The organism is Microbacterium sp. P5_E9, from assembly GCF_054049175.1.
On the sequence record NZ_JBFUMV010000014.1, the window covers coordinates 24,804 to 48,191 of the forward strand.

Genomic DNA, 23,388 nt, shown 5'->3' on the forward strand with positions numbered 1-23,388 from the left:
CCTCCATGAACTCTTTCGCCATCGTCTCTCTCGGACTCGAGGAAGGTGTTGTCCCTGCGATCGTGGCAGGGGATCACGTCTTTGACGCCCGAGTCGCCTTGCCCGCCATCCGCCGAACGGGTGACCTCTTCGCGGAATGGGATCGTAATCTCGACCTCCTCGAGGCTTACCTCGCGGCCGGAGTCACTCCCCTGGGGTCATTCGACGACCTGACGTCCTCAGGTGCTGCGCGGGTGCTGCCACCCGTGCAGCCCGTGGGCCCGGTCCTCGCCGCCGGGGCCAACTACCGTGAGCACATCATCCAGATGAGTGTCGCCCACGGCCTGGGGTCGGCCGGCGCTTCGCCGGAACGCCTCCGCCAGGAGGCCGCCGCGGAGATCGACGAGCGCGTCCGAACAGGTGACCCGTACGTCTGGACCGGCATCCCGTCGGCGGTGTCTGGCGCATACGACGAGATCCGACTGCCCGACGTGGGCACCGATGTCGACTGGGAACTCGAACTCGGAGTCGTCATCGGGCGCACCGCACATCGCGTCTCCATCCACGAGGCTCTCGACTATGTCGCCGGATACACCATCGTGAACGATCTCACCGCACGATCTCTCGTGCCCCGGGATGACATGGCCAAGATCGGCACCGACTGGTTCCGTGCGAAGAATCAACCTGGATTCTTCCCGACCGGCCCATGGCTCGTGCCCGCGCGGTTCGTCTCCAACCCCGCGGCGCTGCGAATGCGGCTGACATTGAACGGCCGGGTCATGCAGGATGCGACGACCGAGGATCTCGCGTTCGATGTGGCCTCGCTTCTCAGCTACACGTCATCGATCGCGATCCTCCAGCCGGGCGACCTCCTCATTACGGGCTCTCCCGCCGGCAACGGCTCGCATTGGAAGCGGTTCCTCACCGACGGCGACGTCGTGGAGTCGACCATCGAAGGACTGGGGTCGCAGCGCAACCTGGTCCGAGGACCGAGCGGCGCGCTTCCGCCGTGGCAGGCGGGCAGGCCGTGACGTTACGACAGAGCCAGTTCGTGCCTCCGGTGCCGCTCATCCTGGCACGCGAACTGGGACTTCTCGATGACATCGACCTTGAGGTGCATCGCACCACCGGCAGCCCCGAACAGCTCGCAGGCCTGGTCGCGGGCGACATAGACATCGCGATCACCGCGATCGACAACCTGTTCGCCTGGACACATGCCGGGGCAGATCTGAGACTCGTCGCCCAGACTGAGGCAACCACTCCGCTGGGCGTGTATGCGCGACCGGGACTCTCACGGCTCGCCGATCTCGAGGGCGGCAGATTCGCTGTGGATGCCGCGAGCAACGGCTTCTCGCTGGTCGCGCGATATCTGCTCGAGGGACAGGGAATCACCGTCGAGTACATCGAGGTCGGCGGGGTGAAGGAGCGCCTCGACGCACTTCTGGACGGCACCGTGGATGCCACGCTACTCGGACCGCCGTTCGACGCGACGGCGCGGGATTCGAGTTGCCCGCTGCTGGCCACGGTCGCTTCATCGCTGCCTGCCTTCCCCGGGCAAGGGCTGGTCGTTCGAGCAGCGGTTCTGGAATCGGGCGAGTTAGCGGTCTATCTGCACGCGCTGGAACTCGGCGTGAAGGCTGGTGAGGAATTCACGGATGCCGAGGGTGAAGCTCTTCTTGCACGTGCGGGATTCGGCGCGGCAGCCGCGACGGCCTGGGCGAGCCGCCCGCGGACGCTGGAGGTCGATCCCGCCGGTCTCGCGCTCCTGACGGACATTCGCACGCAGCTCGGACTCATGCCACCCGGCATCCGTCTCACAGATCTTCACGAGCCCACACCACTTCGTCTGTCGGTGTGACATGGTGCACAGGAGGGTTCATCGATGACGGCGGCAACCAGCGCTAGCGCCGTACTCGGATCTCCACTGAGGATCAACTCCGTGGAGCTGAAGAACCGCGTCATCCTCGGCCCAATGGCTGTGCTCCGCCCCACCGAGGATGGCCGGCCGAGCGGTCAGTCGATCGCCTTCCTCCGCCGACGCGCACAGGGAGGAGTCGGCCTCGTCTTCGTGGGCGGGGCAGTCGCCAGCGAGCGCGCATGGAACGAGTCGCCCTTCTTTCCCAACATTCGCTTCGACAAGGACGACTTCGTTCCCGACCTCGCCCGAATGGTGGACGCCGTTCAGGCAGAGGGCGCCGCGATCTTCGCGCAGCTGTTTCCGAGCTTCGGCCGCATGGGTGTTCCCCGCAATGGCGCTCAGCCGATCGCGGCCAGCGCCAAGCCCGTGGTCCTCGGCGCGGCAGGCTTCCCCGATCACGTCTATGTCCCGGGCGGGCGGGCCACCCCACCGCCGGCCCAGGCGACGGCGGAGGACATCAAGTCGGTAGAGGCCGACGTCGTCAGCGCCGCCCGTCGCGCGAAGGCCGCCGGCTTCGACGGCGTCGAGATCGGCGCTCACATGTGCTACTTCTACTCGTCGTTCCTCTCGCCTCTGTCGAATCAGCGCACCGACGAGTATGGCGGCAGCGCAGCGAACCGCGCCAGGGCGCTGCGCGACACCGTCGCTGCCGTGCGCGCCGAAGTCGGCCCCGACTACCCGGTCGGGATCCGCATGAGCGTCAACGATCACATGCCCGGCGGCCAGGGTCCCGACGGCTTCGCGGAGGTCGCCGGCCACATCGTCACGGCGGGCGTCGACTTCATCTCGTTGAGCGAGGCCAACTACGAATCTATGGCCGAGAATGTTCCATCGCGGTCCGGCAATATGTTGGCCCATGGTGAGCCTCAAGCGTTCCGGGCCGCCGTCGGCGGCATCCCGCTTTTCCTGTCGAGCACGCCGGACCCACAGCAGGCGGCAGATGCCATCACCGCCGGGCACGCCGACGCCACAATGCTTGCCCGTCAACTGCTCGCGGACCCCGACTATGCGAAGAAGGTCATCGACGGTCGCGGTGACGAGATCGTCTGGTGCGATCACGCGAACTCGTGCATGCGACGTCTGATGACAAACATCCCGGTCGCGTGCCACAAGAACCCTGAGATGGGCCGCGAGGATCCCGGGGCAAAGCGCTCGACCTCCCTGGAGAGCCTGTTCGTGTGGGCCGCGGGGAACGCGTTGCTGATGCGGATCGCAGACGCGGCGGCCAAGGCCGCCCCGAAATCGAAGCACTGAGAGAGGGGCGACGATGCCCGCCGCCGGTTACAAGCTCGTCATCCTGCTGAAGGCAGACCCCGCACTCACCGCAGATGCGTTCGCCGACGCCTGGGTCACGCTTGAACGCGAGGACCGGGTGACGTCACCCGGGATGCTGCGGTACGCCTTCGACGCCCCGATCGTCGGCCCTTCTCCCATCGAGAACGCACCCACCGCCCCTTTCGACGCAGCTGTCGAGACGTGGTGGGACAAGAAGAACAGCGCGGCCGACTGGGTCGTCTCGCGGGCCTTCGTGGAGCAGTGGCTCCCCCGGAGACTCGAGCTGCTGGCCTCGCATCCGACGGCGATCGGCGGCATCCCTCAGGTGATCTGGGAGCGCAAGGAGCCAGCCCCGGACAGCGCCGTCAAGGTCCTTGTCCTGCCGGTGGCGGCCCGACGAATGCGGTTTCAGGAGTTCGTCGACCACTGGACCGGTGAGCACGCGCGCCTGGCACTCGGCGGTCCGCATACAAAGGACCGGCTCCTGCGGCTCGAGGACACACCCGCCCCCATGCCGGCGACGTCGCGATTCGCGGCCGGCCTCTATGACGGCGTCGGTGCGATCACCTTCGCGTCGCTGGACGCAATGGCCGCGGAGTTCGGCAGCGAGTACTACCACTCCACGCTGGCGCCGGACGAGCTGCGGTTCACCAACCCGGCGGCATCGGCGGCGCTGCTCACCAGGGAGATCCCGCTGGATTGACCTGGCTTATCGCTGGTCAGAACCGATCACGCACGTGACGCTCGCGACCGTAGAGTGCGACGACGGCCAGGATGATGATCCCGTACACGATGCGGCCCTGCGCCTCGGACAAGCCCCGGCTGACGATGAGCGTCGACAGCACGGTCAGAATGAGCGCGCCCAGGGCGGTGCGGGTGAACCCGCCGTGCACGGAGCCGAACGTCGTGCCACCCACGAGCACGGCCGCGAGTCCCGCAAACAGATATGGATCTCCCACCGCCTGAGACCATCCCGCGCCGAACGCCGCGATGAAGACCCCGGCGAGCCCGGCCAGCGCCCCTGACGCCGCGAACACGAAGGTCCAGACCACTGACGTCTTCACCCGAGCGAAGTTCGCTGCGACCGGGTTCACGCCCGTGGCATAAAGTCTGCGGCCCGCACCGCTCTTGGCCAGGAAGAGCCACAGCACCACGCCCAGCACCACGACGATCGCGATGACCGGGGGGAAAGGCAGGCCGAACGTCGTACCGTTCAGCTGCGCGAGTGCGCGCAGATCCGCCGGCGGCTGACCGTTGTAATCGCCGTTGGCGATGAACATGGAACCCCCGGTAAGCATCGCACCTACCCCGAGAGTCAAGACGAGCGGCTGGATGCGGAAGCGGTGACAGAGCCACCCGACCGCGGCGCCGATGGCGCCGCACACCAGCACGACGACGAGGAATGCGAGTGAGACGGGCCACCCGAGGCGACTGGTCGCGTTGGACGCGATCATGGCGCCGAACGTGATGTAGCCCGCCACCGCGAGGTCCAGGCCCCCGATGATCACCACGAGGGTCTGCCCCATCGAGGCGAGGGCTAACAGCGAAGCGATAGCGAGTACTGCGATCGCCGCCTGTGGCCGCGCCAGAAAGGCGGGGATGGTCACCACCAGCACGGCTGAAAGGACGATCAGAACGACGACCTGAACGAACGGGGTGCGCAGCGCCCACTCGCGGAACTTGGGCCAGCCGGTGGGGGCGGGCTGGGGCAGCGTGAGCGTGCGGGTGACGCCCGTACTCGGCTCAGTCATGCGCGACTCCTTATACGGCGAGAATTCAGCAGGGTTGCTCCGACGAGAACCCCGATCACCAGGGCGAGCCCGTAGGCGAACTGCACCAGACTGGGCTGCACACCGGCCGCCGTGAGCAGCTGTTGCAGCAGGTAGATCACGAGAGCGCCGAAGAAGGTGCCGAGCAGCCCGCCCCTCCCGCCCCCCAGGGCTGTGCCGCCGAGAACGGCGGCGGCCAGGCCCAGCAGCGCATAGGTTGTGGCGAGCGACGACTGCGACGACTGCAGGAGTGCGGATAGCGCGATTCCGCCAACCCCTGCGAAGAGTCCGCCCAGAGCGTAGGCAATGACCCGCACGGCCGTTACGTTCACTCCGGAGCCGTACGCCGATACGTCGCTCTCGCCCGTCGCGAGCAGGTTCGCGACGAATGCCGTGCGCCGCAGCACGAACCACGCGAGCGCGACCGAGCCCATCGTCAGCAACGCCCCCGGAATCCAGCCGATCGACTGCGCGAGCGGATCGGACCAGTTGGGCGTCGCCGACACCGGCGACTTGGAGATCGTGATCGACAGGCCGACGAGGACGAACAGCACTCCCGTTGACGCGACCACCGGATGCAGGCGGACGACGGCGACCAGCACCCCGGTCACGGCCCCGATGGCGGCCGCGGTCCCGAGGAGGATGGGGATGGCTGCATACCAATCCCCGAGACCGGCGGGCAGCAGGACAGCGATGAACAGGCAGTTGATGAAGGTCGCGAGCGGGCCCACCGACACGTCGATGCCCCCGGAGAGGATCGACGGAGTCGACGCGAACCCGACGAGCACAAAGGGCGCCAGCGTAGCCAGAGTGGCAGGGAGTCGCTCGGGCGACAGAAAGTTGGGACTCACCAACAGGTTCACAATGAGCAGCGCGATCGCCAGCACCAGAGCGAACGCCCACGAGTGGCGTCGCAGGAGGTCGAGGAATCTGTTCACGCGGCACTCTCCGTGCTTTGACCGAAATAGGCGGCGACCACTGACGCCGTTGTGAGTCGGTCTCGCGGGATCTCAGCGAAGATCTCCTGATCACGGAAGATCAGCACTCGGTCCACCAGCTCCACCAGCTCCTCGACTTCGCTCGAAAGCATGACGACGCTCATGCCGCTCGCGCAGAGCCGGTCCAACGTGGCGTAGATCTCCCGCTTGGTCATGATGTCGACTCCACGCGTCGGGTCGTTGAGCAGCAGCACCCTCGGGTCGGTGGCGAGCCAGCGGGCAAGCACCACCTTCTGCTGGCTGCCCCCCGAGAGGCTCGAGATCGGGTCATCCTGGGTGCCCAGGCGGATGCCGAGGGAGGAGATGTACTCACCGAAGCGCTCCCTCATCCGCTTCGCGCTGATGAAGGCGCCGCGTCGGTCGTGGCGGAGGGTCGGCAGCGCGAAGTTCTCTCTAATCGACATGGACTCGAAGAGCGACTCCCCCCGGCGTTCGCGCGGCAAGTAGGCGACCCCGAGTTTGGCGCCGTTGCCCTGCCGCACGACTATGTCGGGAGCGAGAACACGCGTGACGGAGCCGCCTCCTGAGGTGATGCCGGAGAGCCGCTTGAGGAAAGCGTCCTGCCCCTGACCCTCGAGCCCCGCGAGTCCGACCAGTTCCCCCGCGCGGAGCTCGAAGTGGATCGGTGCGGCGTGCGGAACCAGTCGCAGGTCCGCCGCGCGGAGCGTGGAGTCGCCGAGCGCGTGGTCGCGCGCCGAGCGCTCGAATTGCCCAGACGTGCCGGTCATGTCCGCGATCAGCTGCGGGATAGACACTTGGGCCCGGTCTACGCTCGAGATCGTCCGCCCGGATCGCAGCACCGTGACGCGATCCGAGATCTCCTGCACCTCGTCCATGCGGTGGGAGATGAACAGGATGCCGACCCCTTCGGCCGTGAGGCGCCGCATCTCGGCGAACAGTCGGTCGCGGGTCTGCACGTCCAGTGCGGCGGTCGATTCGTCGAGGATGAGGACTCGCGGATTGCGCACGAGGGCGCGCACTATGCAGACCGCCTGCCGGTCTGAGAGCGACAGCTGCCCCGCCGGGGAATCCAGGTCGATCCCGTCCACGAGCCTGCCGAGCGTGTCAGCAGCGAGCTGCCGTTGCTTCGACCGGTTCAGCTTGCGAGTGAAGAGGCCGTCGGAGCCGAGCCAGATGTTGTTCAGCACAGACTGACTGGCGGCCGTCAGCACTTCCTGGAAGACGACCGCGATCCCGAGCTCGCTCATTCCCCTGGGACTCCGCCGAACGACAGAGACGCCGTCAAGGCGGAATTCGCCCTCGTCTGGGCGGTGCACGCCGCCGATGATCTTCACGAGCGTCGACTTGCCCGAGCCGTTTTCGCCCAGCAGTGTGTGCACCTCCCCGCGTCGAATCTGCAGGTGGGCATCCACGAGGGCGCGCGTCGCCCCGAAGCGCTTGGTCACGTGGGCGAGCGTGAGGCCGTCGCCGGATACTGCCATGCCGTCGCTCCTCATTGAGTCAGGTGCGCGTCCCTCGCGCTCATTCCAAACTAGACGTATCGTATCGAATGTGTCTAGTCTGTAGTCACGCAAACTTTTGCGCCCAGCTCAAAGAGGAGTAGCAATCATGGTGAAGTCCACTCGCTTCCGCAGCATCGGGGTCGCCGCTGCGGCCTTGGTCGCCGTCGGCGCTCTCAGCCTCGCGGGCTGCTCGGCAACGCCCACCGAATCCGGAGGCACCCCGGAGGCGGCCGAGAGCCCCACAGCTGGCGGTTGCGGATCCGTCCCGGAGATCGGCGTGACGGACCCGGGCGACCTGCTTTCGACGCTCAGCGCCGACGTCCAGTCCGGCTACAACGCGTACCCGTACGAGATCAAGGAGTCGGCCTGGTCCGACTGGAAGTCAGAGAAGGCCGACGGCTTCACCGCGGCCATCGTGGGACAGGCGCCGGCCGCCCCGTTCATCGCGACCTACCAGAGCACACTCGCCGACTCGCTCGAGGCAGCCGGGGTCGATGTTGTGCTGAACGTGGCTCCGAACGATCCCTCGGATGTGCCTGGGCAGCTTCAGCAGTTCGGACAGGCGCTCTCCCTCAAGCCCGACATCATCTTCTTCAACGCGACCGCGCCCGAGGCGGCACTGGATCTCGTTTCACAAGCGCATGATGCCGGTATTCCCGTGATCTCGATGGTGTCTCAGATCGACAGCCCGTACTCGATCTCCGTCACCTACAACAGCAACCTCCAGGCGATGGTGGGTGCGGCCGAGACGGTCAAGAACATCGGCGGCAAGGGCAGCCTCCTCGAGGTCACTGGCATCCCGGGCATCTCGAATGAGATCGCGTGGGAGGACGGCACCGAGAAGGCGCTGGCCCTCTGCCCCGACGTGACGGTTGCCGGACAGGCGCAGGGGCTGTTCCAGCCACCGGTGGCGCAGCAGGCCGTCGTGCAGTACCTCGCGACCAACCCTGCCGGCGTGGATGCCGTCCTGCAGGCGGGCACGATGGGCTGGGCGATTCGCGACGCCTTCGAGCAGTCCGGCCTTCCGGTGCCCCCCATCGCCGATATCGGCGCTTCACAGGGGTTCGCCGCGTGGGCCGCAGAGAAGCCGGACTACCCCTACGTCGGCACGTCCACGCCAGCCGTCGCGATGGCGCAGTCCGCCGCACAGGTCGGGCTCAAGGTGCTGGCCGGCGCCGGCCCCAAGGTGAATCACATCGTGTGGGCACCCGCACTGATCACCTCCGCCGACCTGCCTGAGATCGTCGATCCGTCGTGGGTGCCGGAGGACGGGACTGACCTGGCTCCCGAAGGCGTCTACTTCACCGACGCGCAGATCGCTGAGTTCTTCAACAGCCCCGAGCTCGGCCCGCAGACCACCGAGTAGGCCCCGCTAGGTGGTGCGGGGACCCCGAATCGGCCCCGCACCACCCGCGCGACACCAACCCTCGTCGAACGACTATCGATCACCTCGAAAGGATCCACCCATGAAGCTTGGACGCATCGCCCTGACCGGTCTGGACGGTGAAGAACTGCGCGTCGTCGCAGCCGAACCCGAGAACGGGCGGGTGATCGACCTCAAGAAGGCGTACGCACTCGCACTGCAGAAGGGCGGCGCGACGGTTGAGGGATCACGACACCTCGCGCACGCGACGTTCCGCGACCTCACCCAGGGAATCTCCAGCGGCGACTTCTTCCTCGACGCCGCCCATCGCGCCCTCGCGGCCGCGGACGACGCCTCGATCCCCCTCGAACAGGCGAGCTTCCGGGCAGCGATCAAGCCCCCGGTGCTCCGGGACAGCCTCACCTTCAACGGTCACATCAAGAACTTCTTCGGCAACGTCATGAAGACCACGCCTACGCGCGCAGTCTACGAGCGTCCGGGTTTCTTCAAGGGGTCGACGGCAACCCTGTACGGCACGAACGAGACCATCCCCTACCCGAGCATCACCGAGCAGCTCGATTACGAGCTCGAGATCGGGTATGTCATCGGCAAGCCCGGGCGCAACGTGACACCTGACAACGCGTTCGACCACGTTTTCGGGATCACCATCTTCAACGACTTCAGTCTGCGCGACGTCCAGAAGCTCGAGAGCCCCATCGGCATGGGCGCTCAGCACTCCAAGGACTTCGCCTACGGGATCGGACCGTGGATCGTGACTCTCGACGAGATCCCCTCGGTCATCGGACTCGAGGGACAAGTCCGCGTCAATGGTGAGGTGTGGTCGAACACGAAGGTCGAGGACTTCATCTGGACTCCGGAGGAGACCGTGTCGTACGTGTCGCAGTTCGACGGCCTTCAGCCCGGTGACCTGATCGGCTCTGGAACGATGGCATTCGGCGCCGGCGTGGAGCTGCAGCGATTCCTGCAGCCGGGCGATGTACTCGAACTCGAACTCGAGCGCGTCGGGGTGCTCCGCTCGCCCATCGCGGCCGAGAAGGAGTCCCCCACATGGTGGCCGGAGCCGCAGCCCTTCCCTTTCGAGGAGGCGTAGCCAATGTCCAGCGGACCCCAGATCCACCGCGTCGTGACGGGCCACGACGATCGCGGGCATGCCGTCATCCTCGTCGACGACATGGCCCCCAACGCGTTCTACTCCCCCACGATCCCCGGATTCGGCGCGGCCGTACCCTGGCTCACCCGCGGGCCCGTCGACCACGCCATCGACGAGGACCCGGTCGGCGAGGGCTCGCCCACGCCGACCTTCCCCCGTACGGGCGAGACTGTGTTCCGCATCGCGGAGTTCCCGCCCGACTCGGCGTACCCCGAGGACGCGCAGGAAGCGATCTTCGACGAGATCGACGGCAAAGCCGAGGCGGAAGACGGTGCCAGACATTCCGGCGACCGGCACTTCTGGTTCCACCGCACTGACTCTCTTGACTACGCGATCGTGCTCGAAGGAGAGATCACCCTTCTCGTCGACGACGGCGAGGCCACGCTCAAGGCGGGTGACGTAGCGATCCAGCGCGCCACGAGCCACGCCTGGTCCAATCGCACAGATCGCGTTGCCCGAGTGGCGTTCGTCCTGATCGGAACAGAACCCATCTCTGCTGACGAGATCGCGCGACAGCGCCGCGATCTGTCCGTACGAGCGGGGTGACTGTGATCATCGATTCGGATGCCCGCGAGGGCGAAGTGATCTGGAGCCTCGACTCCGACCTCCGAGCCGACACGAATATCGTGCGGTTCTCGAAGTTCCTCCGGAGTCGCGGCGTGGACCACGATGAGGGCTACGACGGACTCTGGCAATGGTCCGTCGACGAGCCGAACCGGTTCTGGTCCGAGTGGGCGGACTTCGCCGGGGTGAAGCTGGGCGGCGAGGCAGGGCCGGTACGCACCACGGAACCCATGCCGCGCACGCGCTGGTTCCCAGGACGGACCCTGAACTACGCGCGACACCTTCTCGACGGACACGAGGGGGTCGCGCTCATCGCCATCGCCGAGGACGGAAGCCGCAAGGAGGTAACCTTCGCCGAGCTTCGCGCACAGGTGGGCGCCTTCGCCGCCCATCTCCGGTCGGTCGGTGTCGAGGCCGGCGATCGGGTGGTGGCCATCCTTCCGAACGTGAGCGAAGCGGTCGTCGCGCTGCTCGCCACAGCATCGGTCGGCGCGATCTGGTCGGTGTGTGCGCCAGAGTTCGGTCCCGGGGCGATCTCGTCGCGCTTTCAGCAGCTCGAGCCGAAGGTGGTCATCGCAGCTCCGGGATATCGGCTCGGCGGCAAGGATCGCAATCGCGGCACAGAACTGGCGGAGGTCTTCGCATCGCTTCCGAGCGTGCAGAGTGTCGTGTGGGTCACCGGTCACACCGACGCCGCCCCAATCCCGGTCGGGCCGCCGGCGATCGATTGGGCGGCAGCGATTGCCACCGCGAGCCCGATCGAGTTCGCCGACGTCGAGTTCAGCCACCCGCTCTGGGTGCTCTTCTCTTCGGGGACGACAGGGATGCCGAAGGGCATCGTGCACGGCCACGGAGGCGCTCTGCTCGAGCAGCTGAAGCTCTGCAGCATCCACGACGACATCCGCCCGGGCGACCGCGTACTGACCATTGCATCGACTAGCTGGGTCGTCTGGAATGGCCTGGTGGCGGCGCTTGGGGTCGGGGCGACCGCGGTACTCATCGACGGCAACCCGACGTTTCCCTCACTCGACCGGGTGTGGCAGGTCGCCTCAGCTGAGAAAGTCTCCGTTCTGGGCGTTGGTGCGGGGTTCATCCACGCCTGCGGCAAGGCGGCGCTCGAGCCAAGTAGCGATCACGACCTCTCCGCACTGCGAACCGTCGCCGTGACCGGCTCGCCTCTCTCGGGAGACGGTTTCCGCTGGATTTATCACAGCGTCGGCGACGTCTGGGTCACCTCGCAGAGCGGCGGCACCGACATCGCATCGATCTTTGTCGGCGGTGTTCCGACTCTTCCGGTACGTGTGGGTTACATTCAGGCGCCCGCCCTCGGCGTACGGGTGGAGTCTTGGAACGATGTGGGCGACCCGACGCTCGGCCGTGGCGAGCTCGTCGTCACCGACGCGATTCCCTCCATGCCTCTCTTCTTTTGGGGAGATTCCGACGGCACCCGCTACCAATCCAGCTACTTCGAGACCTTTCCGGGGGTCTGGCGCCATGGCGACTTCATCGAACTCGGGGATCGCGGCATCCTGATCCACGGCCGCTCGGATTCGACCCTCAACCGCAACGGGATCCGGCTGGGGTCTGCGGACATCTACGCCRCTGTCGAAGCACTGCCTGAGGTGGCGGAGGCGATGGTGGTCGGCGCGGAACTGGGAACCGACTATTACATGCCGCTGTTCGTGAAGCTCGCCGACGGCGTCGAGGCGGCGGATGCGCGCACGGCGATCGAGTCGGCGATTCGCGCGAATCTGTCGGCGCGCTACCTCCCCGACGAGATCGTCGTGATGGCGGGGATCCCGCATACGAAGACCGGGAAGAAGCTGGAAGTGCCCGTAAAGCGATTGATCCAAGGAGCTCGACTAGACGAGGTCGCCGACCTCGGTGCCGTCGACGACCCAGCGCTGCTCGAGGACTACGCCCGGTTCGCCAGAGGTGCCGGCGTCGCCGCCGGCCACTGAGACACGCGCATGGTGTACGTTTCGTATCGCATTGACGGGCCCTAAGGTCGAAGCATGGCCATTCGCAGTGAACAAAGCCGACAGGCGATCCTTCAGTCGACGATGAAGCTTCTCGACGAACGTGAGCCTGGCTCGATGTCTGTTCAGCAGCTCTCCATCGAGCGCATCGCCCGAGAAGCGGGTGTGAGCAAGACGACGATCTACCGGTGGTGGCCCGACAAGGCAGCCGTCATCATTGACACGTTCCTCGAGAACCACATTCTCTTGACCCCGATGCGCGAGGACCTGGCGCCCATAGAAGCGCTCCGGGAGCACGTGGTCGCACTGGCAGCAGTGTATGCCGGGCACGAGGGCCGGCTGATGGCTCAGCTCCTCGCTGAAAGCCAATACGATCCAGCCACTCTCGAGGAGTTCAAGGCACAGTTCTGGCGGCCTCGGCGCGAGGTCGTGAACCGCATGATCGAGCGCGCCATCGAGGCGGGATCGATCCGTGCGGACCGCACCGCCGACGAGATCGCCGAACGAATCTACGCGCCCATCTACTTCAAGCTGTTGTTCAGGGAAGGCTCCTTCGACGCAGACACCATGCGAGCGAGCTTCGACCTCGCACTGGAAGGGATTGCGGCCCGTTAGGGATCCGGCTTCGTTCCTGGCAGCGCCGCCCCTGGCCGGCTCGTCGACCTACTGGAACACGATTGTGTGGGGGCCGTGACGGACCACCCGGTCTTCGGCATGCCATTGCACGGCACGCGATAGAACCTCCCGCTCGACGTATGCCCCGCGAGCTTGGAGCGCCGCAGCCGTCATTGTGTGGTCAACGCGCGTGACATCCTGCTCGATGATGGGGCCCTCATCGAGTTCCTCGGTCACGTAATGAGACGTTGCGCCGATGAGCTTGACGCCGCGTTCCTTTGCCTTGCGATACGGCGCCGCACCGACGAAGGCCGGCAGGAAGCTGTGGTGGATGTTGATCACGGGTACCCCGATCGCTTCAAGGAAGCCATCCGAGAGGATTTGCATGTATCGCGCCAGCACCACGAAGTCGACATTGCCTCTCAGAAGATCGACGATCCGATCCTCAGCATCAGACTTGTCCTCGCCCGAGGAAGGCACGTGAAAGAACGGCACACCAAAGGAGCGCACATCTTCAGCAGTGTCCGTGTGGTTTGAGATCACCATCGGAATGGAGACCGGCAACTCGTCTCGGCGATGACGCCATAGGAGGTCCAGAAGGCAGTGATCACTCTTCGAGGCCAGGATCGCCATCCGCTTCCGAACGGATCGGTCCGTCAGTCGCCACTGCAACCCGTGCGACCGAAGGGTGGTTTCGAGGTCCGCCTCCAGTTCCGGCATAGCCGCGCTCAGGTCCTGGCGATGGAACACGACTCGCTGGAAGAAGTCACCGCCCTCGTGATTGTCGGAGTACTGATCCAGGGCGATGATGTTGCCTCCGTTACGGGCAATCAGGCCGCTGACAGCAGCAACGATGCCCGGCTTGTCGGGACCGTGCACGATAAGGCACGCCTGATCGCGCTTCGCTTCGATGGTGGCCGTCATCGTTTCCTCTTCCTCGTGGCAGTACTCGACCAAAGTACTATACGATACGACTCGTATAGCATTGCTGGATTTCGACAACACGAAGGAGTGTCGCTCATGTCCGAGAGCGAATCTGTTCCCATGCGAACGGTCGGTGCGGTGCCGGCCTACCTCGACGTCCACAATTACTCCCTCATCTGGGGCGCTATGCGAGTCTGGGAAGGAGATGGCTGGCAGGCGGAATCCATGTCCTGGAAGGAGACCGCTTACCTCGCAGCAAATCTCATCGGGCCGATCGAACTGGTCATCTCAGGCCCTGATGCGCAGGCATTCCTCTCGAAGATCAGTATCAATGACGTATCGCGGTGGCCGATCGGACGATCGAAGCACCTGGTCATGCTGAGCGAGGACGGCCTGATCGCGAACCACACGCTCACCGTGCGTGACAGTGAAGATCGGTTCCGTACCCTGGCCAGTCCCCCATGGCCGCTCTTCCAGCAGCCGAAGTACGACTTCGACGTCAAGCTCGAACTCAACGAAATCTTCATCCTGCAGGTCGCCGGGCCTCGGTCTCTCGAAATCCTCGAGCGGGTACTGGGCAAGGACATCCGAGACCTGGAATTCCTCGATTTTGTTCCTACAAGCATTCCCGGAGTCGACACTCCCGTTGAACTCGAGCTCTCCCGCATCGGCATGGCCGGAACACTCGCGTATGAGATTCGCGGTCCTCTCGAGTCCGGACCTGCCGTCTATGACGCCGTCTACCAGGCCGGCAAGCCACTGGGTATCAAGCGACTCGGGTGGCGTACCTATGCCGTCAACCACACCGAGGGTGGATTCCCCCAGCTCGGTGTCACCTGGCTTGGGTCGATGATCCTCGATCCGGGTGTGCAGCACAGCCCATTGGGTCCGCTGCTCGCGGCCCCGATGACTGGAAGCATCGACCCTGCCGACACCCGAGCTCGCATGCGCACTCCGCAGGAAGTCAACTGGGCGTGGATGGGCAAGTTCAACCATGACTTCGTGGGCCGCGAAGCCATGGAGGCCGAAGCGGCAGACCCGAAACGCAAGACCGTGATCCTCCGTTGGAACCCTGAGGATTTGGTCGATGTGTTCGCGTCGCAGTTCGAGCAGGGCGAACCGTACAAGTTCATCGAGTTTCCGGTCGCGCCCCAGCAGCCTGCGGGCGGGCATGCGGATCTGGTGACGAAGGACGGAAAGCCGGTGGGAATCTCCTCAGCGGCGGTCTACAGCTTCTACTATCGCGAAATGATCTCGCAGACGACGATCGACCTCGCCGAGGCCGAGATCGGGAACGAAGTGGTCGTCCACTGGGGAGACTTCGGGAAGCGCATCAAAGAGGTGCGTGCCGTGGTCGAGCGCTTTCCGTACCTCGACCTCCCAAGCAACCGGGACTACGACCTGACTTCCGTTCCGTCTGGCGTCTAAGACATCCGTGGGGGCCGATGGCGTGTGTCGCCTCGGCCCTCACGGACGTCCCTGCCCTCGCGGGCATATCGGCTTAGTGTGACAAGAATCGTGGAGGTCAAAGAGCATGGCAAGGAAGCCTCCCCAGTCGGATATCGATGAGAGTCGCGTCCGCGTCACAGGACCGAAAAAGGTCGCGGTCGGCGTGCCGGCGGTGCTGCATGCGCTGCAGATCTCTTACGACCAGATGGGGGTGAGTCGCAGCGCTCAGAGCCTGCTGCGGGTCAACCAGAAAGAAGGATTCGACTGTCCAGGCTGCGCGTGGCCGGAGGAGGACAAGCGACACATCGCCGAGTTCTGCGAGAACGGGGCCAAGGCGGTCGCCGAGGAGGCGACGATCCGGCGGATCGGGCCGGAGTTCTTCGCTCAGCACTCAGTTAGGGAGTTGGAGGCGCATGACGACTGGTGGCTCGGCCAGCAGGGCCGACTGACGCATCCGATGATCCTTGACGAGGGTGCGACGCACTACCGCCCGATCCCGTGGGATGAGGCGCTCCGCGAGATCGCCACCGCGCTGCGTGGGCTGGACGATCCCGACCAGGCGATCTTCTACACCTCGGGGCGCACGTCCAACGAGGCCGCGTTCCTCTACCAGCTGCTGGTGCGCGGGTTCGGGACGAACAACCTGCCGGACTGCTCGAACATGTGCCACGAGTCATCCGGCTCGGCGCTGACCGAGACCATCGGCATCGGTAAGGGCACGGTCTCGATCGGCGACATCCACGAAGCCGATCTGCTGATCGTCGCCGGGCAGAACCCCGGCACCAACCACCCCCGCATGCTGAGCGCCCTCGAGAAGGCGAAGAAGGCGGGCGCCACGATCATCGCCGTGAACCCGCTTCCGGAGGCGGGGCTGGTGCGGTTCGAGAACCCGCAGACCGTGAAGGGCGCGATCCTCGGCGGCACCAAGCTCGCCGACCAGTTCCTGCAGATCCGACTCGGCGGCGACCAGGCGCTCTTCCAGGCGATCGGCAAGCACCTGGTCGAGTACGAGGCCGAGAACGGTGGCGTGCTCGATCACGAGTTCATCGCGGCACACACCAGCGGGTTCGATGCGTACGCGCAGGCGATGGCCGCAGTGCCATGGCGCGAGCTCGTCGCCGCGACCGGGCTGCCGGAGAAGACCCTACGGCGTGTCGGCGAAAGCGTGCGGGTCTCGAACGCGACCATCGTCTGCTGGGCGATGGGGCTCACCCAGCACAAGCACTCCGTCCCGACGCTCCGTGATGTCGTGAACGTGCTGCTCCTCCAGGGCAACATCGGCCGGCCCGGTGCCGGAGTGTGCCCGGTGCGCGGCCACTCCAACGTGCAGGGCGATCGCACGATGGGAATCTACGAGAAGCCCTCCGAAGAGTTCCTTGCTGCTCTCGACCGCGAATTCGACTTCACCGCACCGCGAGAACACGGCTACGACGTCGTCGCGGCGACCCGCGCGATGCGCGACGGGAAGGGCCGCGTATTCATCGGCATGGGCGGCAACTTCGTCAGCGCCACGCCCGACACGCTCGTCACCGAAGCGGCGCTACGCAGCACCGAGCTGACCGTCCAAGTGTCGACGAAGCTCAACCGCTCGCACGTCGTCACCGGGCGTCGCGCGATCATCCTCCCCACGCTCGGCCGCACCGACCGCGACCGGCGCGGAACCGGCGAGCAGCGGGTCACGGTCGAGGACTCGATGGGCGCGGTGCACGCTTCACGCGGCCGTCTGGCGCCCCCATCCGAGGACCTGCTCAGCGCGGTCGCGATCGTTGCCCGCCTGTGTGCGCTGCTGTTCGGAACGGATGCCGGCGCCCGGCCCGGTCCCACTGTCGATGTCGATAGGGCCGTGGAGGTCGATCGCGGGCAAGTCGAGCGGACTGCGAGTGAGTACCCCGACCGCGGCGACATTCTCGACGCGCACGCTGCCGCGGCGCGGCATCCGCACGACCCGCCGAACGCGGACTGGGTGGCGCTCGAGCACGACTACGCGCTCATCCGGCAGCACATCGCCGCCGTGATCCCCGGATTCGAAGACTTCGAGAAGTCGATCGACAAAGGCCGCAGCCTGTTTCTACCGAACGGCCCCCGTGACGAACGCACGTTCGCGACCGTCGACGGCAAGGCACGTTTCACCGCCAACGAACTCGAATATCCGCGGATCCCACGGGGCCGGCTGCTGCTGCAGACGCTCCGCTCGCACGACCAGTACAACACCACGATTTACGGCAAAGACGACCGCTACCGCGGCATCCACGGCGGCCGCCGCGTCATCATGGTGAACCCGAAAGACCTCCAAGCCCTCGGATTCACGGACGGCGAGATCGTCGACCTCGCCTCCGAATGGACTCGCCCCGATGGCAACGTCGAAGAGCGTCGCGCCGAAGCCTTCCGCATCGTCGGCTACAACACGCCCAGGGGAAACGCAGCCGCCTATTATCCCGAGACGAACGTGCTCGTGCCCCTCGACTCGGTCGCCGACATCAGCGGCACCCCTACGTCGAAATCCGTGATCATCCGACTCGAGCACCGCTGACCCGGAGGCGTGCCCTCGCGCGAGCAGTAGGAGCAACCGCCCCGACGTTCCCCCGCGGCACAGTGTGCCGCGGGGGAACTTTGGGTTGCAGTCGAAGATGGCGCCCGCAACTACCCGGGTCAGAAGCCGGCGACGCCGGCTTCGGCGACAGCGTGGTCCTGCTCACCAGAGCCGCCGCTGACGCCGACCGCTCCGACGACGACGCCGTCGCGTGAGAGAGGGATGCCGCCGGCGAAGATCGCGACCTTTCCGCCGTTGGTGGTGTGGATGCCGAAGAACTGCTGGGTCGGCTGCGAATTGTCTCCCAGATCCTTGGTGGAGATGTCGAAGGCCTTCGAGGTCCAGGCCTTGTTGATCGAGATGTTGACGCTGCCGATCCAGGCACCGTCCTGGCGGACATGGGCGACAAGATTGCCACCCGAGTCGACGACCGCGATGTTCATCGGCTGGCCGATCTCGGTGGCCTTCTTCTCGGCGGCGGCGATGACGCGGCGGGCATCTTCTAGCGTGACGCTGGACATGGTTTTGCTCCTTGTTGTGCGGGTTGAAAGTACTGTATGGGGTTGAAGACGAAAGGCTAGGCGGCGATGTACCCGTTCGGGTTGAGGACGTACTTGGTGGCGGCACCGGCGTCGAACTCGGCGTATCCCTGCGGTGCGTCGTCTAGCGAGATTGCCTTGGCGTTGACCGCCCGAGCGATGTGCACCTTGTCGTGCAGGATCGCCATCATCAGCTTGCGGTTGTAGCGCATGACCGGGCATTGGCCCGTGGTGAAGGAGAGCGATTTCGCCCAGCCGGTGCCGAGGCTGATCGACAGGGAGCCGACCTTGGCCGCGTCGTCCACCGCGCCGGGATCGCCGGTGACATACAGACCCGGGATGCCGATCGCTCCGCCCGCGGCGGTGACACCCATCAGCGAATTGAGGACGGTCGCCGGCGCCTCTTTCGCGTGCGCGCCGTGTCCTTCGCTGCGCGCCTCGAAACCGACGGCATCTACGGCGGCATCGACCTCAGGAACACCGAGCAGCTGCTCCAGCTGGTCGGGTACGGATCCGTCGCCGACATTCACCGTCTCGCAACCGAAAGACCGCGCCTGCGCGAGGCGCTCTTCGTTGAGATCGCCCACGATGACTACGGCGGCTCCGAGCAGCTGCGCGCCGGCTGCCGCCGCCAACCCGACTGGTCCGGCGCCCGCGATGTACACAGTGGACCCGACACCGACACCGGCGGTCACGGCACCGTGGAACCCGGTCGGGAAGATGTCAGAGAGCATCGCGAGGTCGAGGATCTTCTCGAGCGCCTGATCGCGATCGGGGAACTTGAGGAGGTTCCAATCCGCGTACGGCACGAGTACATATTCGGCCTGTCCCCCAACCCATCCGCCCATGTCGACGTAGCCGTACGCGCTGCCGGGTCGGTCAGGGTTCACGTTCAGGCAGATCCCGGTCTTGCCCTCCTTGCAGTTGCGGCAGCGGCCGCACGAGATGTTGAACGGCACCGAGACGATATCGCCCACCTTGATGAACTCGACGTCGGGTCCCGTTTCGACGACCTCGCCAGTGATCTCGTGACCAAGCACCAGGCCCGCCGGAGCCGTGGTCCGGCCGCGCACCATGTGCTGGTCGGATCCGCAGATGTTGGTCGCCACGGTCCGAAGGATGACCCCGTGGGGAATCTTGCGCCCGATATTCGCGGGATTCACCCCAGGCCCATCATGGAGCTCGAAGTCGGGATAGTCGGTATCGATCAGCTTTACGACCCCGGGGCCCTCATAGGCCACCGCTCTATTTCCAGACATCCTCGTCCTTCCTCTGGGCGCGCCTCGTGCTCGCCCCCTTCGAGCTTGGTCCCTCCCTTCGAGTAGTGACATCCTTCCTCAGGGTCGTTCCGCTACCCGAACGGGTAGGAACCCTAGGCTGGGTCCATGATCCCCACGCCCGGAGAGTCGATGAAGAGCGGCACCGTCTACGCCGATGCCGAACGCGGTGTGGACACCATCCGAGGGCTCGCCGAGGTGCTGACAGCGCCGCCCACCCTCATTCCGCAGCGACTGTCGACCTTTCTCGCTCCGCTGGTCTCGCATTCGGCGCTCGTCTTCCTCGTCGCCGACGCGGCCGGAGCGCAATGCGAGGGGGCAGGCGCGGCCTCTTTCGTCGACGGCGTCTCCTTCCTCGCACTCGACGAACTGCGCCGGATGCTCGAGCCTGGCCGCACCAAGCGAGGAACGATCCCGACCGCGAGCGGTGACGTGGACGCGCTCCAGGCACTGTCGACCAACGGCGCCCTGCTCGTTCTCGCGGAGCCCGGTGGCGAGTACAGCGACGCGGCGGTGCTGCAGCTTTGGAACATCGTCGCGTTGCGCGTACAGGAGCTCGCCGATACCGCACCCCCCGACTATCTTCAGCTCGCGCGTGCGACTTCGAGCGTGCGTATGGAGGCCCTGACGGAACTCGCCGATGAATACTCCACGACACTCGAGTCGGTGCTGGCCGCCCTGCGGTCGTCGACGCTCGATGACCGCACCGCGCGGCGAACGGCGACCCAGATCGCCGCGGAGGGGATGGTGCACCTTCGCACCGCGAGCGATCGCGTCCGCACGTTCACCGAGGAGCCCGTGACGACGGCCTTCGCGCGCCTCCGTGACGACCTGCGGCCGCTGGTGCGCTATCGCGACATCGACGTGCAGTTCGTGGAGCCGCCGACCAATGGCCGCGCTTTGCCCAGCGAGATCGCGCACGGCGCGCGGGCGGTGGTGCGTGGCTCGATCCTCGCCCTCGTCGACCGGCACGACGTCAGTCGTGTGCGCGTGCAGTGGGATTGCGATGGGACGAATCTGCTCATCAATGTACGCGATGACGGACCGGGCGACCTCTCCGACGAGAGCACGCAGCTCCGCCTCGTGCGTCAGCGCGTGGTCGCCCTCAACGGCAGCCTCTCCCTCGAGGCGACCCCCGGGTGGGGTACTGAGATGTCGGTGGTGATGCCGCTGGATCCGCCGACTGCTCGCGCGGTCATGCCCAGGGAGTGGGATCTGGGCCCACGCGAGGCAGAAGTGCTGGGGCTGCTGATCGCCGGACAGCGCAACCGCGAGATCGCCACCCATCTGGGAATCAGCGAGAACACCGTCAAATTCCACGTCGCGAAGATATTGCGCAAACTGGGCGTCGGGTCGCGTGCCGAAGCCACCGCCTTCGTGCTGGCGCACCACCCGGGCGCCGCGCGAAGGTAGTCCTCGCTACGTGTTGCTGATCGTGTAGACGGAACTCTTGCCGAGCAGATACGGCGAGCAGGTCACATCCACTCGTTCTCCCAACTGTGCGGCGGCTGCGGGCCCCACATGTTCATGTGATACCAGGGCTCGTGCATCGCGGCTGTGGGCAGATGGTCAAAGCCAACGACTTCCATCGAGCTCGTGAGCTCAAGGCGGTTGCCAAACGGGTCACGTATGTAGAAGGAGAGCATGTTGCCCTCGTGGTGGCGGACCGGGCCATATTCTGCTGGACGTTTCAACACTCCTAAATGATCGAGCATCGCCCAGAATGCGAGTTCATCGACCTCGAGCGCGACGTGGTGCAGACCGTTMTTGCCCGTGAGGATGGCAATCTGATGGTGGAATTCATTTGCTCGAACAAACTGAATGAAGTAGTTGTCAGAGTTTGGCAATTGGACGAACGTGCTGCTTCGGAAGCCAAGCACTCCAAGGAATTCGGTGAGTCCCCTGACATCTGTGGTGCGCAGTTGCAGGTGGCTGCTTCGAACGTCGATCGATCCCGGATGCTGTCCGTTCTGCATCCCGCGGGGATCGATGTCCTCGTGCGAGAGCAGGACTTCGATGGAATGTCCGGTCGGTAGCTGGACACGCAGCGAATCATCCGTTCCTGGGCGCGTCAGATGCTTGCCGTGATCGAGACGTATGCCGGCGCTGTCCAGGCGCGCACCAAGTGTCTGAAACACTTCGGGAGTTCTCGCTCGGAAGCTTACGTAGTCAAGCCCCTGGCCACCCTCCGACAGCGCCAGCACAACGCGCCCACTCACGGGGCTCGCGAGGAATGCGCGCCCGCGGCCGTGCTCCGTGACGACGAGGCCGAGCAACTCCCGGTACCACCGCACTCCGTCGTCGAGGTTAGGCACACGGATTGTCGTATGGTCGATCCCCGCTAGCGGGCCCTTCCAAGCGACGGTGCTGCGGTCGTCGATGACCGGGTGATCAATACGGGCCATGATCTCTTCTCTTCTCTTCTCTTCTCGTCTCAGCGATCTGCGTCAAATGGAGGCATTCCCCAATGTGGGGTGCGAGAACGGGCGTCCTCAGCGACGACGCGGTGATGCTGACGACCGAGGCCAGTGATTGCGATGTCCACGGTGTCGCCGACCTGGAGCCAACGTCCACCGTGTACAGCGCCATTGCCCGGAGGCGAACCCATCATCATCAGATCACCAGGTAGCGTGGCGAGCCGCTCCGATACGTAGGACAGGTAATCCTCCGGCGTGAAGATCATGTCGGCGGCCGGCCAGTCCTGCATCCGCTCCCCGCTCACGTCTAGGTGAATTTGGACGTGCGTTCGGTCAGGAAAGAACTGCTTCGGGACAACAAAGGGTCCGGCCTGCTTGAACGTTGGCTGCTGTTTGGCAATCCAATCGGCATTCCACTTGATGTCAGTTCGGCTGAACAAGTCACCGGTGTGCATGTCGTTGCCGATGGTGTAGCCGGCGATGTAGTCGGCAGCCTCGTCTGGAGACATGTAGCGCGGAGCTCCGCCTGCGATGACCACAGTCAGCTCTGCCTCCCAATCGTGTGCCGTGCCGACGAGGGGAATCTCGATGTCATCGTCTGGTCCAACAAGCGATCCGTGCGAGGMGAGCCAGATGAACGGCATTCCCTTCGCTCGCTTGTCGTCGACGAACGCTGTGTTTCGAGCGAAAAAGTCTTCGTTGCTCTCGCCGAGCAGTCGTTCCTTCTGGTAATTGCCGTCGTTATAGGTGTACATTTCGGCCGCATGCTGGCGGTAATTCGATCCAGCACAGAAGATTTGTGGACGCTCAACCGGAGCAAGGACTCTATAGGAGGACAAGCTTGCACCGGTCGACCGTGCGTGCTGCGCCACCGTCTGCAAAGCATCGAAATTCCGTGGCCAGTCAGCGTAGATTTCTGTCGCGACCGGGAATTGACGGGAGATGTCCACGACATCTCCCTCCGGCCGCACGAGCGCCGCGAAAGTCCGGTCGTCGTCCCTGAGCCGGGCGAGACCGAAAGTCCCATCCGCCAGCCCTGTGGCAGGGGCGATGCTTGCCATTGTCACTCCTTCGTTGTCGTGCTCTGCTCCTGATACCGATGGACTAACTCGGCCCTACCGGCTGACCACGGGTCAAATAGACGGAGAAGCCCAAGTC

General features: G+C 65.2%; 20 protein-coding genes. 12 read left to right on the forward strand and 8 right to left on the reverse strand.

The genetic code is table 11. The annotated features are described in order from the left end of the window. Window positions 1–5 precede the first annotated feature (5 nt). From ACXJ3V_RS15215 to ACXJ3V_RS15230, 4 genes are read left to right on the forward strand one after another with little or no spacing between them, the layout of a single operon-like run. Window positions 6–1,010 carry a fumarylacetoacetate hydrolase family protein gene (locus ACXJ3V_RS15215; RefSeq protein ID WP_457101175.1) on the forward strand — a complete coding sequence of 335 codons (1,005 nt, stop codon included), beginning with the start codon at window positions 6–8 and terminating at the stop codon, window positions 1,008–1,010. Next, a complete protein-coding gene (locus ACXJ3V_RS15220) occupies window positions 1,007–1,837 on the forward strand; it encodes an ABC transporter substrate-binding protein (RefSeq protein WP_457101176.1) in 831 nt (276 codons plus the stop codon). Before ACXJ3V_RS15215 ends, ACXJ3V_RS15220 begins: the two co-directional genes overlap by 4 nt. 24 nt (window positions 1,838–1,861) lie before the next feature. Further along, window positions 1,862–3,151, forward strand: a complete 1,290-nt coding sequence (locus tag ACXJ3V_RS15225; protein WP_457101177.1) for an oxidoreductase — start codon at window positions 1,862–1,864, stop codon at window positions 3,149–3,151. Between the two features lie 13 nt (window positions 3,152–3,164). After that, window positions 3,165–3,875, forward strand: coding sequence for an EthD domain-containing protein (locus tag ACXJ3V_RS15230; RefSeq protein ID WP_457101178.1), 711 nt, complete (start codon window positions 3,165–3,167; stop codon window positions 3,873–3,875). A gap of 16 nt (window positions 3,876–3,891) precedes the next feature. On the opposite strand, the gene ACXJ3V_RS15235 is transcribed toward ACXJ3V_RS15230, so the two are convergent. Genes ACXJ3V_RS15235 through ACXJ3V_RS15245 form a run of 3 tightly spaced genes read right to left on the reverse strand, consistent with a single transcriptional unit; the run spans window position 3,892 to window position 7,381 of the window. Then, entirely contained in the window at window positions 3,892–4,923 is a 1,032-nt protein-coding gene (locus ACXJ3V_RS15235; RefSeq protein WP_457101179.1) for an ABC transporter permease, read from the reverse strand. Then, a complete protein-coding gene (locus tag ACXJ3V_RS15240; protein ID WP_457101180.1) occupies window positions 4,920–5,879 on the reverse strand; it encodes an ABC transporter permease in 960 nt (319 codons plus the stop codon). The genes ACXJ3V_RS15235 and ACXJ3V_RS15240 overlap by 4 nt, the downstream gene beginning before the upstream one ends. Further along, window positions 5,876–7,381, reverse strand: a complete 1,506-nt coding sequence (locus ACXJ3V_RS15245) for a sugar ABC transporter ATP-binding protein (RefSeq protein WP_457101181.1) — start codon at window positions 7,379–7,381, stop codon at window positions 5,876–5,878. The genes ACXJ3V_RS15240 and ACXJ3V_RS15245 overlap by 4 nt, the downstream gene beginning before the upstream one ends. A 127-nt stretch (window positions 7,382–7,508) precedes the next feature. Here ACXJ3V_RS15245 and ACXJ3V_RS15250 point away from each other — a divergent pair, with 127 nt between their 5' ends. From ACXJ3V_RS15250 to ACXJ3V_RS15270, 5 genes are all read left to right on the forward strand, one after another. Continuing rightward, window positions 7,509–8,768 (forward strand): substrate-binding domain-containing protein, encoded by a 1,260-nt coding sequence (locus tag ACXJ3V_RS15250; protein ID WP_457101182.1) that lies wholly within the window; start codon window positions 7,509–7,511, stop codon window positions 8,766–8,768. A gap of 100 nt (window positions 8,769–8,868) precedes the next feature. Beyond that, the gene (locus ACXJ3V_RS15255; RefSeq protein WP_457101183.1) at window positions 8,869–9,876 is read left to right on the forward strand and encodes a fumarylacetoacetate hydrolase family protein; all 1,008 of its coding nucleotides are present in this window, start codon (window positions 8,869–8,871) and stop codon (window positions 9,874–9,876) included. A 3-nt stretch (window positions 9,877–9,879) separates the two neighbouring features. Further along, entirely contained in the window at window positions 9,880–10,482 is a 603-nt protein-coding gene (locus ACXJ3V_RS15260) for a cupin domain-containing protein (protein ID WP_457101184.1), read from the forward strand. Then, window positions 10,479–12,461 (forward strand): acetoacetate--CoA ligase, encoded by a 1,983-nt coding sequence (locus ACXJ3V_RS15265; protein ID WP_457101185.1) that lies wholly within the window; start codon window positions 10,479–10,481, stop codon window positions 12,459–12,461. The genes ACXJ3V_RS15260 and ACXJ3V_RS15265 overlap by 4 nt, the downstream gene beginning before the upstream one ends. 54 nt (window positions 12,462–12,515) lie before the next feature. Beyond that, window positions 12,516–13,094 (forward strand): TetR/AcrR family transcriptional regulator, encoded by a 579-nt coding sequence (locus ACXJ3V_RS15270; RefSeq protein WP_457101186.1) that lies wholly within the window; start codon window positions 12,516–12,518, stop codon window positions 13,092–13,094. Window positions 13,095–13,142: 48 nt separating this feature from the next. Here ACXJ3V_RS15270 and purU read toward each other — a convergent pair whose 3' ends face one another. Beyond that, window positions 13,143–14,018 (reverse strand): formyltetrahydrofolate deformylase, encoded by an 876-nt coding sequence (gene purU, locus ACXJ3V_RS15275; protein ID WP_457101187.1) that lies wholly within the window; start codon window positions 14,016–14,018, stop codon window positions 13,143–13,145. Between the two features lie 225 nt (window positions 14,019–14,243). Here purU and ACXJ3V_RS15280 point away from each other — a divergent pair, with 225 nt between their 5' ends. After that, complete coding sequence (locus tag ACXJ3V_RS15280; protein ID WP_457101237.1) at window positions 14,244–15,446, forward strand: hypothetical protein; 1,203 nt, start codon at window positions 14,244–14,246, stop codon at window positions 15,444–15,446. Between the two features lie 106 nt (window positions 15,447–15,552). Continuing rightward, window positions 15,553–17,997, forward strand: coding sequence for an FdhF/YdeP family oxidoreductase (locus tag ACXJ3V_RS15285; protein WP_457101188.1), 2,445 nt, complete (start codon window positions 15,553–15,555; stop codon window positions 17,995–17,997). Between the two features lie 119 nt (window positions 17,998–18,116). Here ACXJ3V_RS15285 and ACXJ3V_RS15290 read toward each other — a convergent pair whose 3' ends face one another. Together ACXJ3V_RS15290 and fdhA are read right to left on the reverse strand one after the other, a co-directional pair. Further along, window positions 18,117–18,518 carry a GlcG/HbpS family heme-binding protein gene (locus ACXJ3V_RS15290; protein ID WP_457101189.1) on the reverse strand — a complete coding sequence of 134 codons (402 nt, stop codon included), beginning with the start codon at window positions 18,516–18,518 and terminating at the stop codon, window positions 18,117–18,119. Between the two features lie 56 nt (window positions 18,519–18,574). After that, entirely contained in the window at window positions 18,575–19,795 is a 1,221-nt protein-coding gene (gene fdhA / locus ACXJ3V_RS15295; RefSeq protein ID WP_457101190.1) for a formaldehyde dehydrogenase, glutathione-independent, read from the reverse strand. A 126-nt stretch (window positions 19,796–19,921) separates the two neighbouring features. Between fdhA and ACXJ3V_RS15300 the strand changes: the two genes are divergently transcribed. Then, window positions 19,922–21,226 (forward strand): LuxR C-terminal-related transcriptional regulator, encoded by a 1,305-nt coding sequence (locus ACXJ3V_RS15300; protein ID WP_457101191.1) that lies wholly within the window; start codon window positions 19,922–19,924, stop codon window positions 21,224–21,226. A gap of 62 nt (window positions 21,227–21,288) precedes the next feature. Here the strand turns inward: ACXJ3V_RS15300 and ACXJ3V_RS15305 are convergent, their stop codons facing one another. Both ACXJ3V_RS15305 and ACXJ3V_RS15310 read right to left on the reverse strand, forming a co-directional pair. Beyond that, the gene (locus ACXJ3V_RS15305; RefSeq protein ID WP_457101192.1) at window positions 21,289–22,218 is read right to left on the reverse strand and encodes a VOC family protein; all 930 of its coding nucleotides are present in this window, start codon (window positions 22,216–22,218) and stop codon (window positions 21,289–21,291) included. 29 nt (window positions 22,219–22,247) lie between these two features. Next, complete coding sequence (locus ACXJ3V_RS15310; RefSeq protein ID WP_457101193.1) at window positions 22,248–23,291, reverse strand: fumarylacetoacetate hydrolase family protein; 1,044 nt, start codon at window positions 23,289–23,291, stop codon at window positions 22,248–22,250. Window positions 23,292–23,388 lie beyond the last annotated feature (97 nt).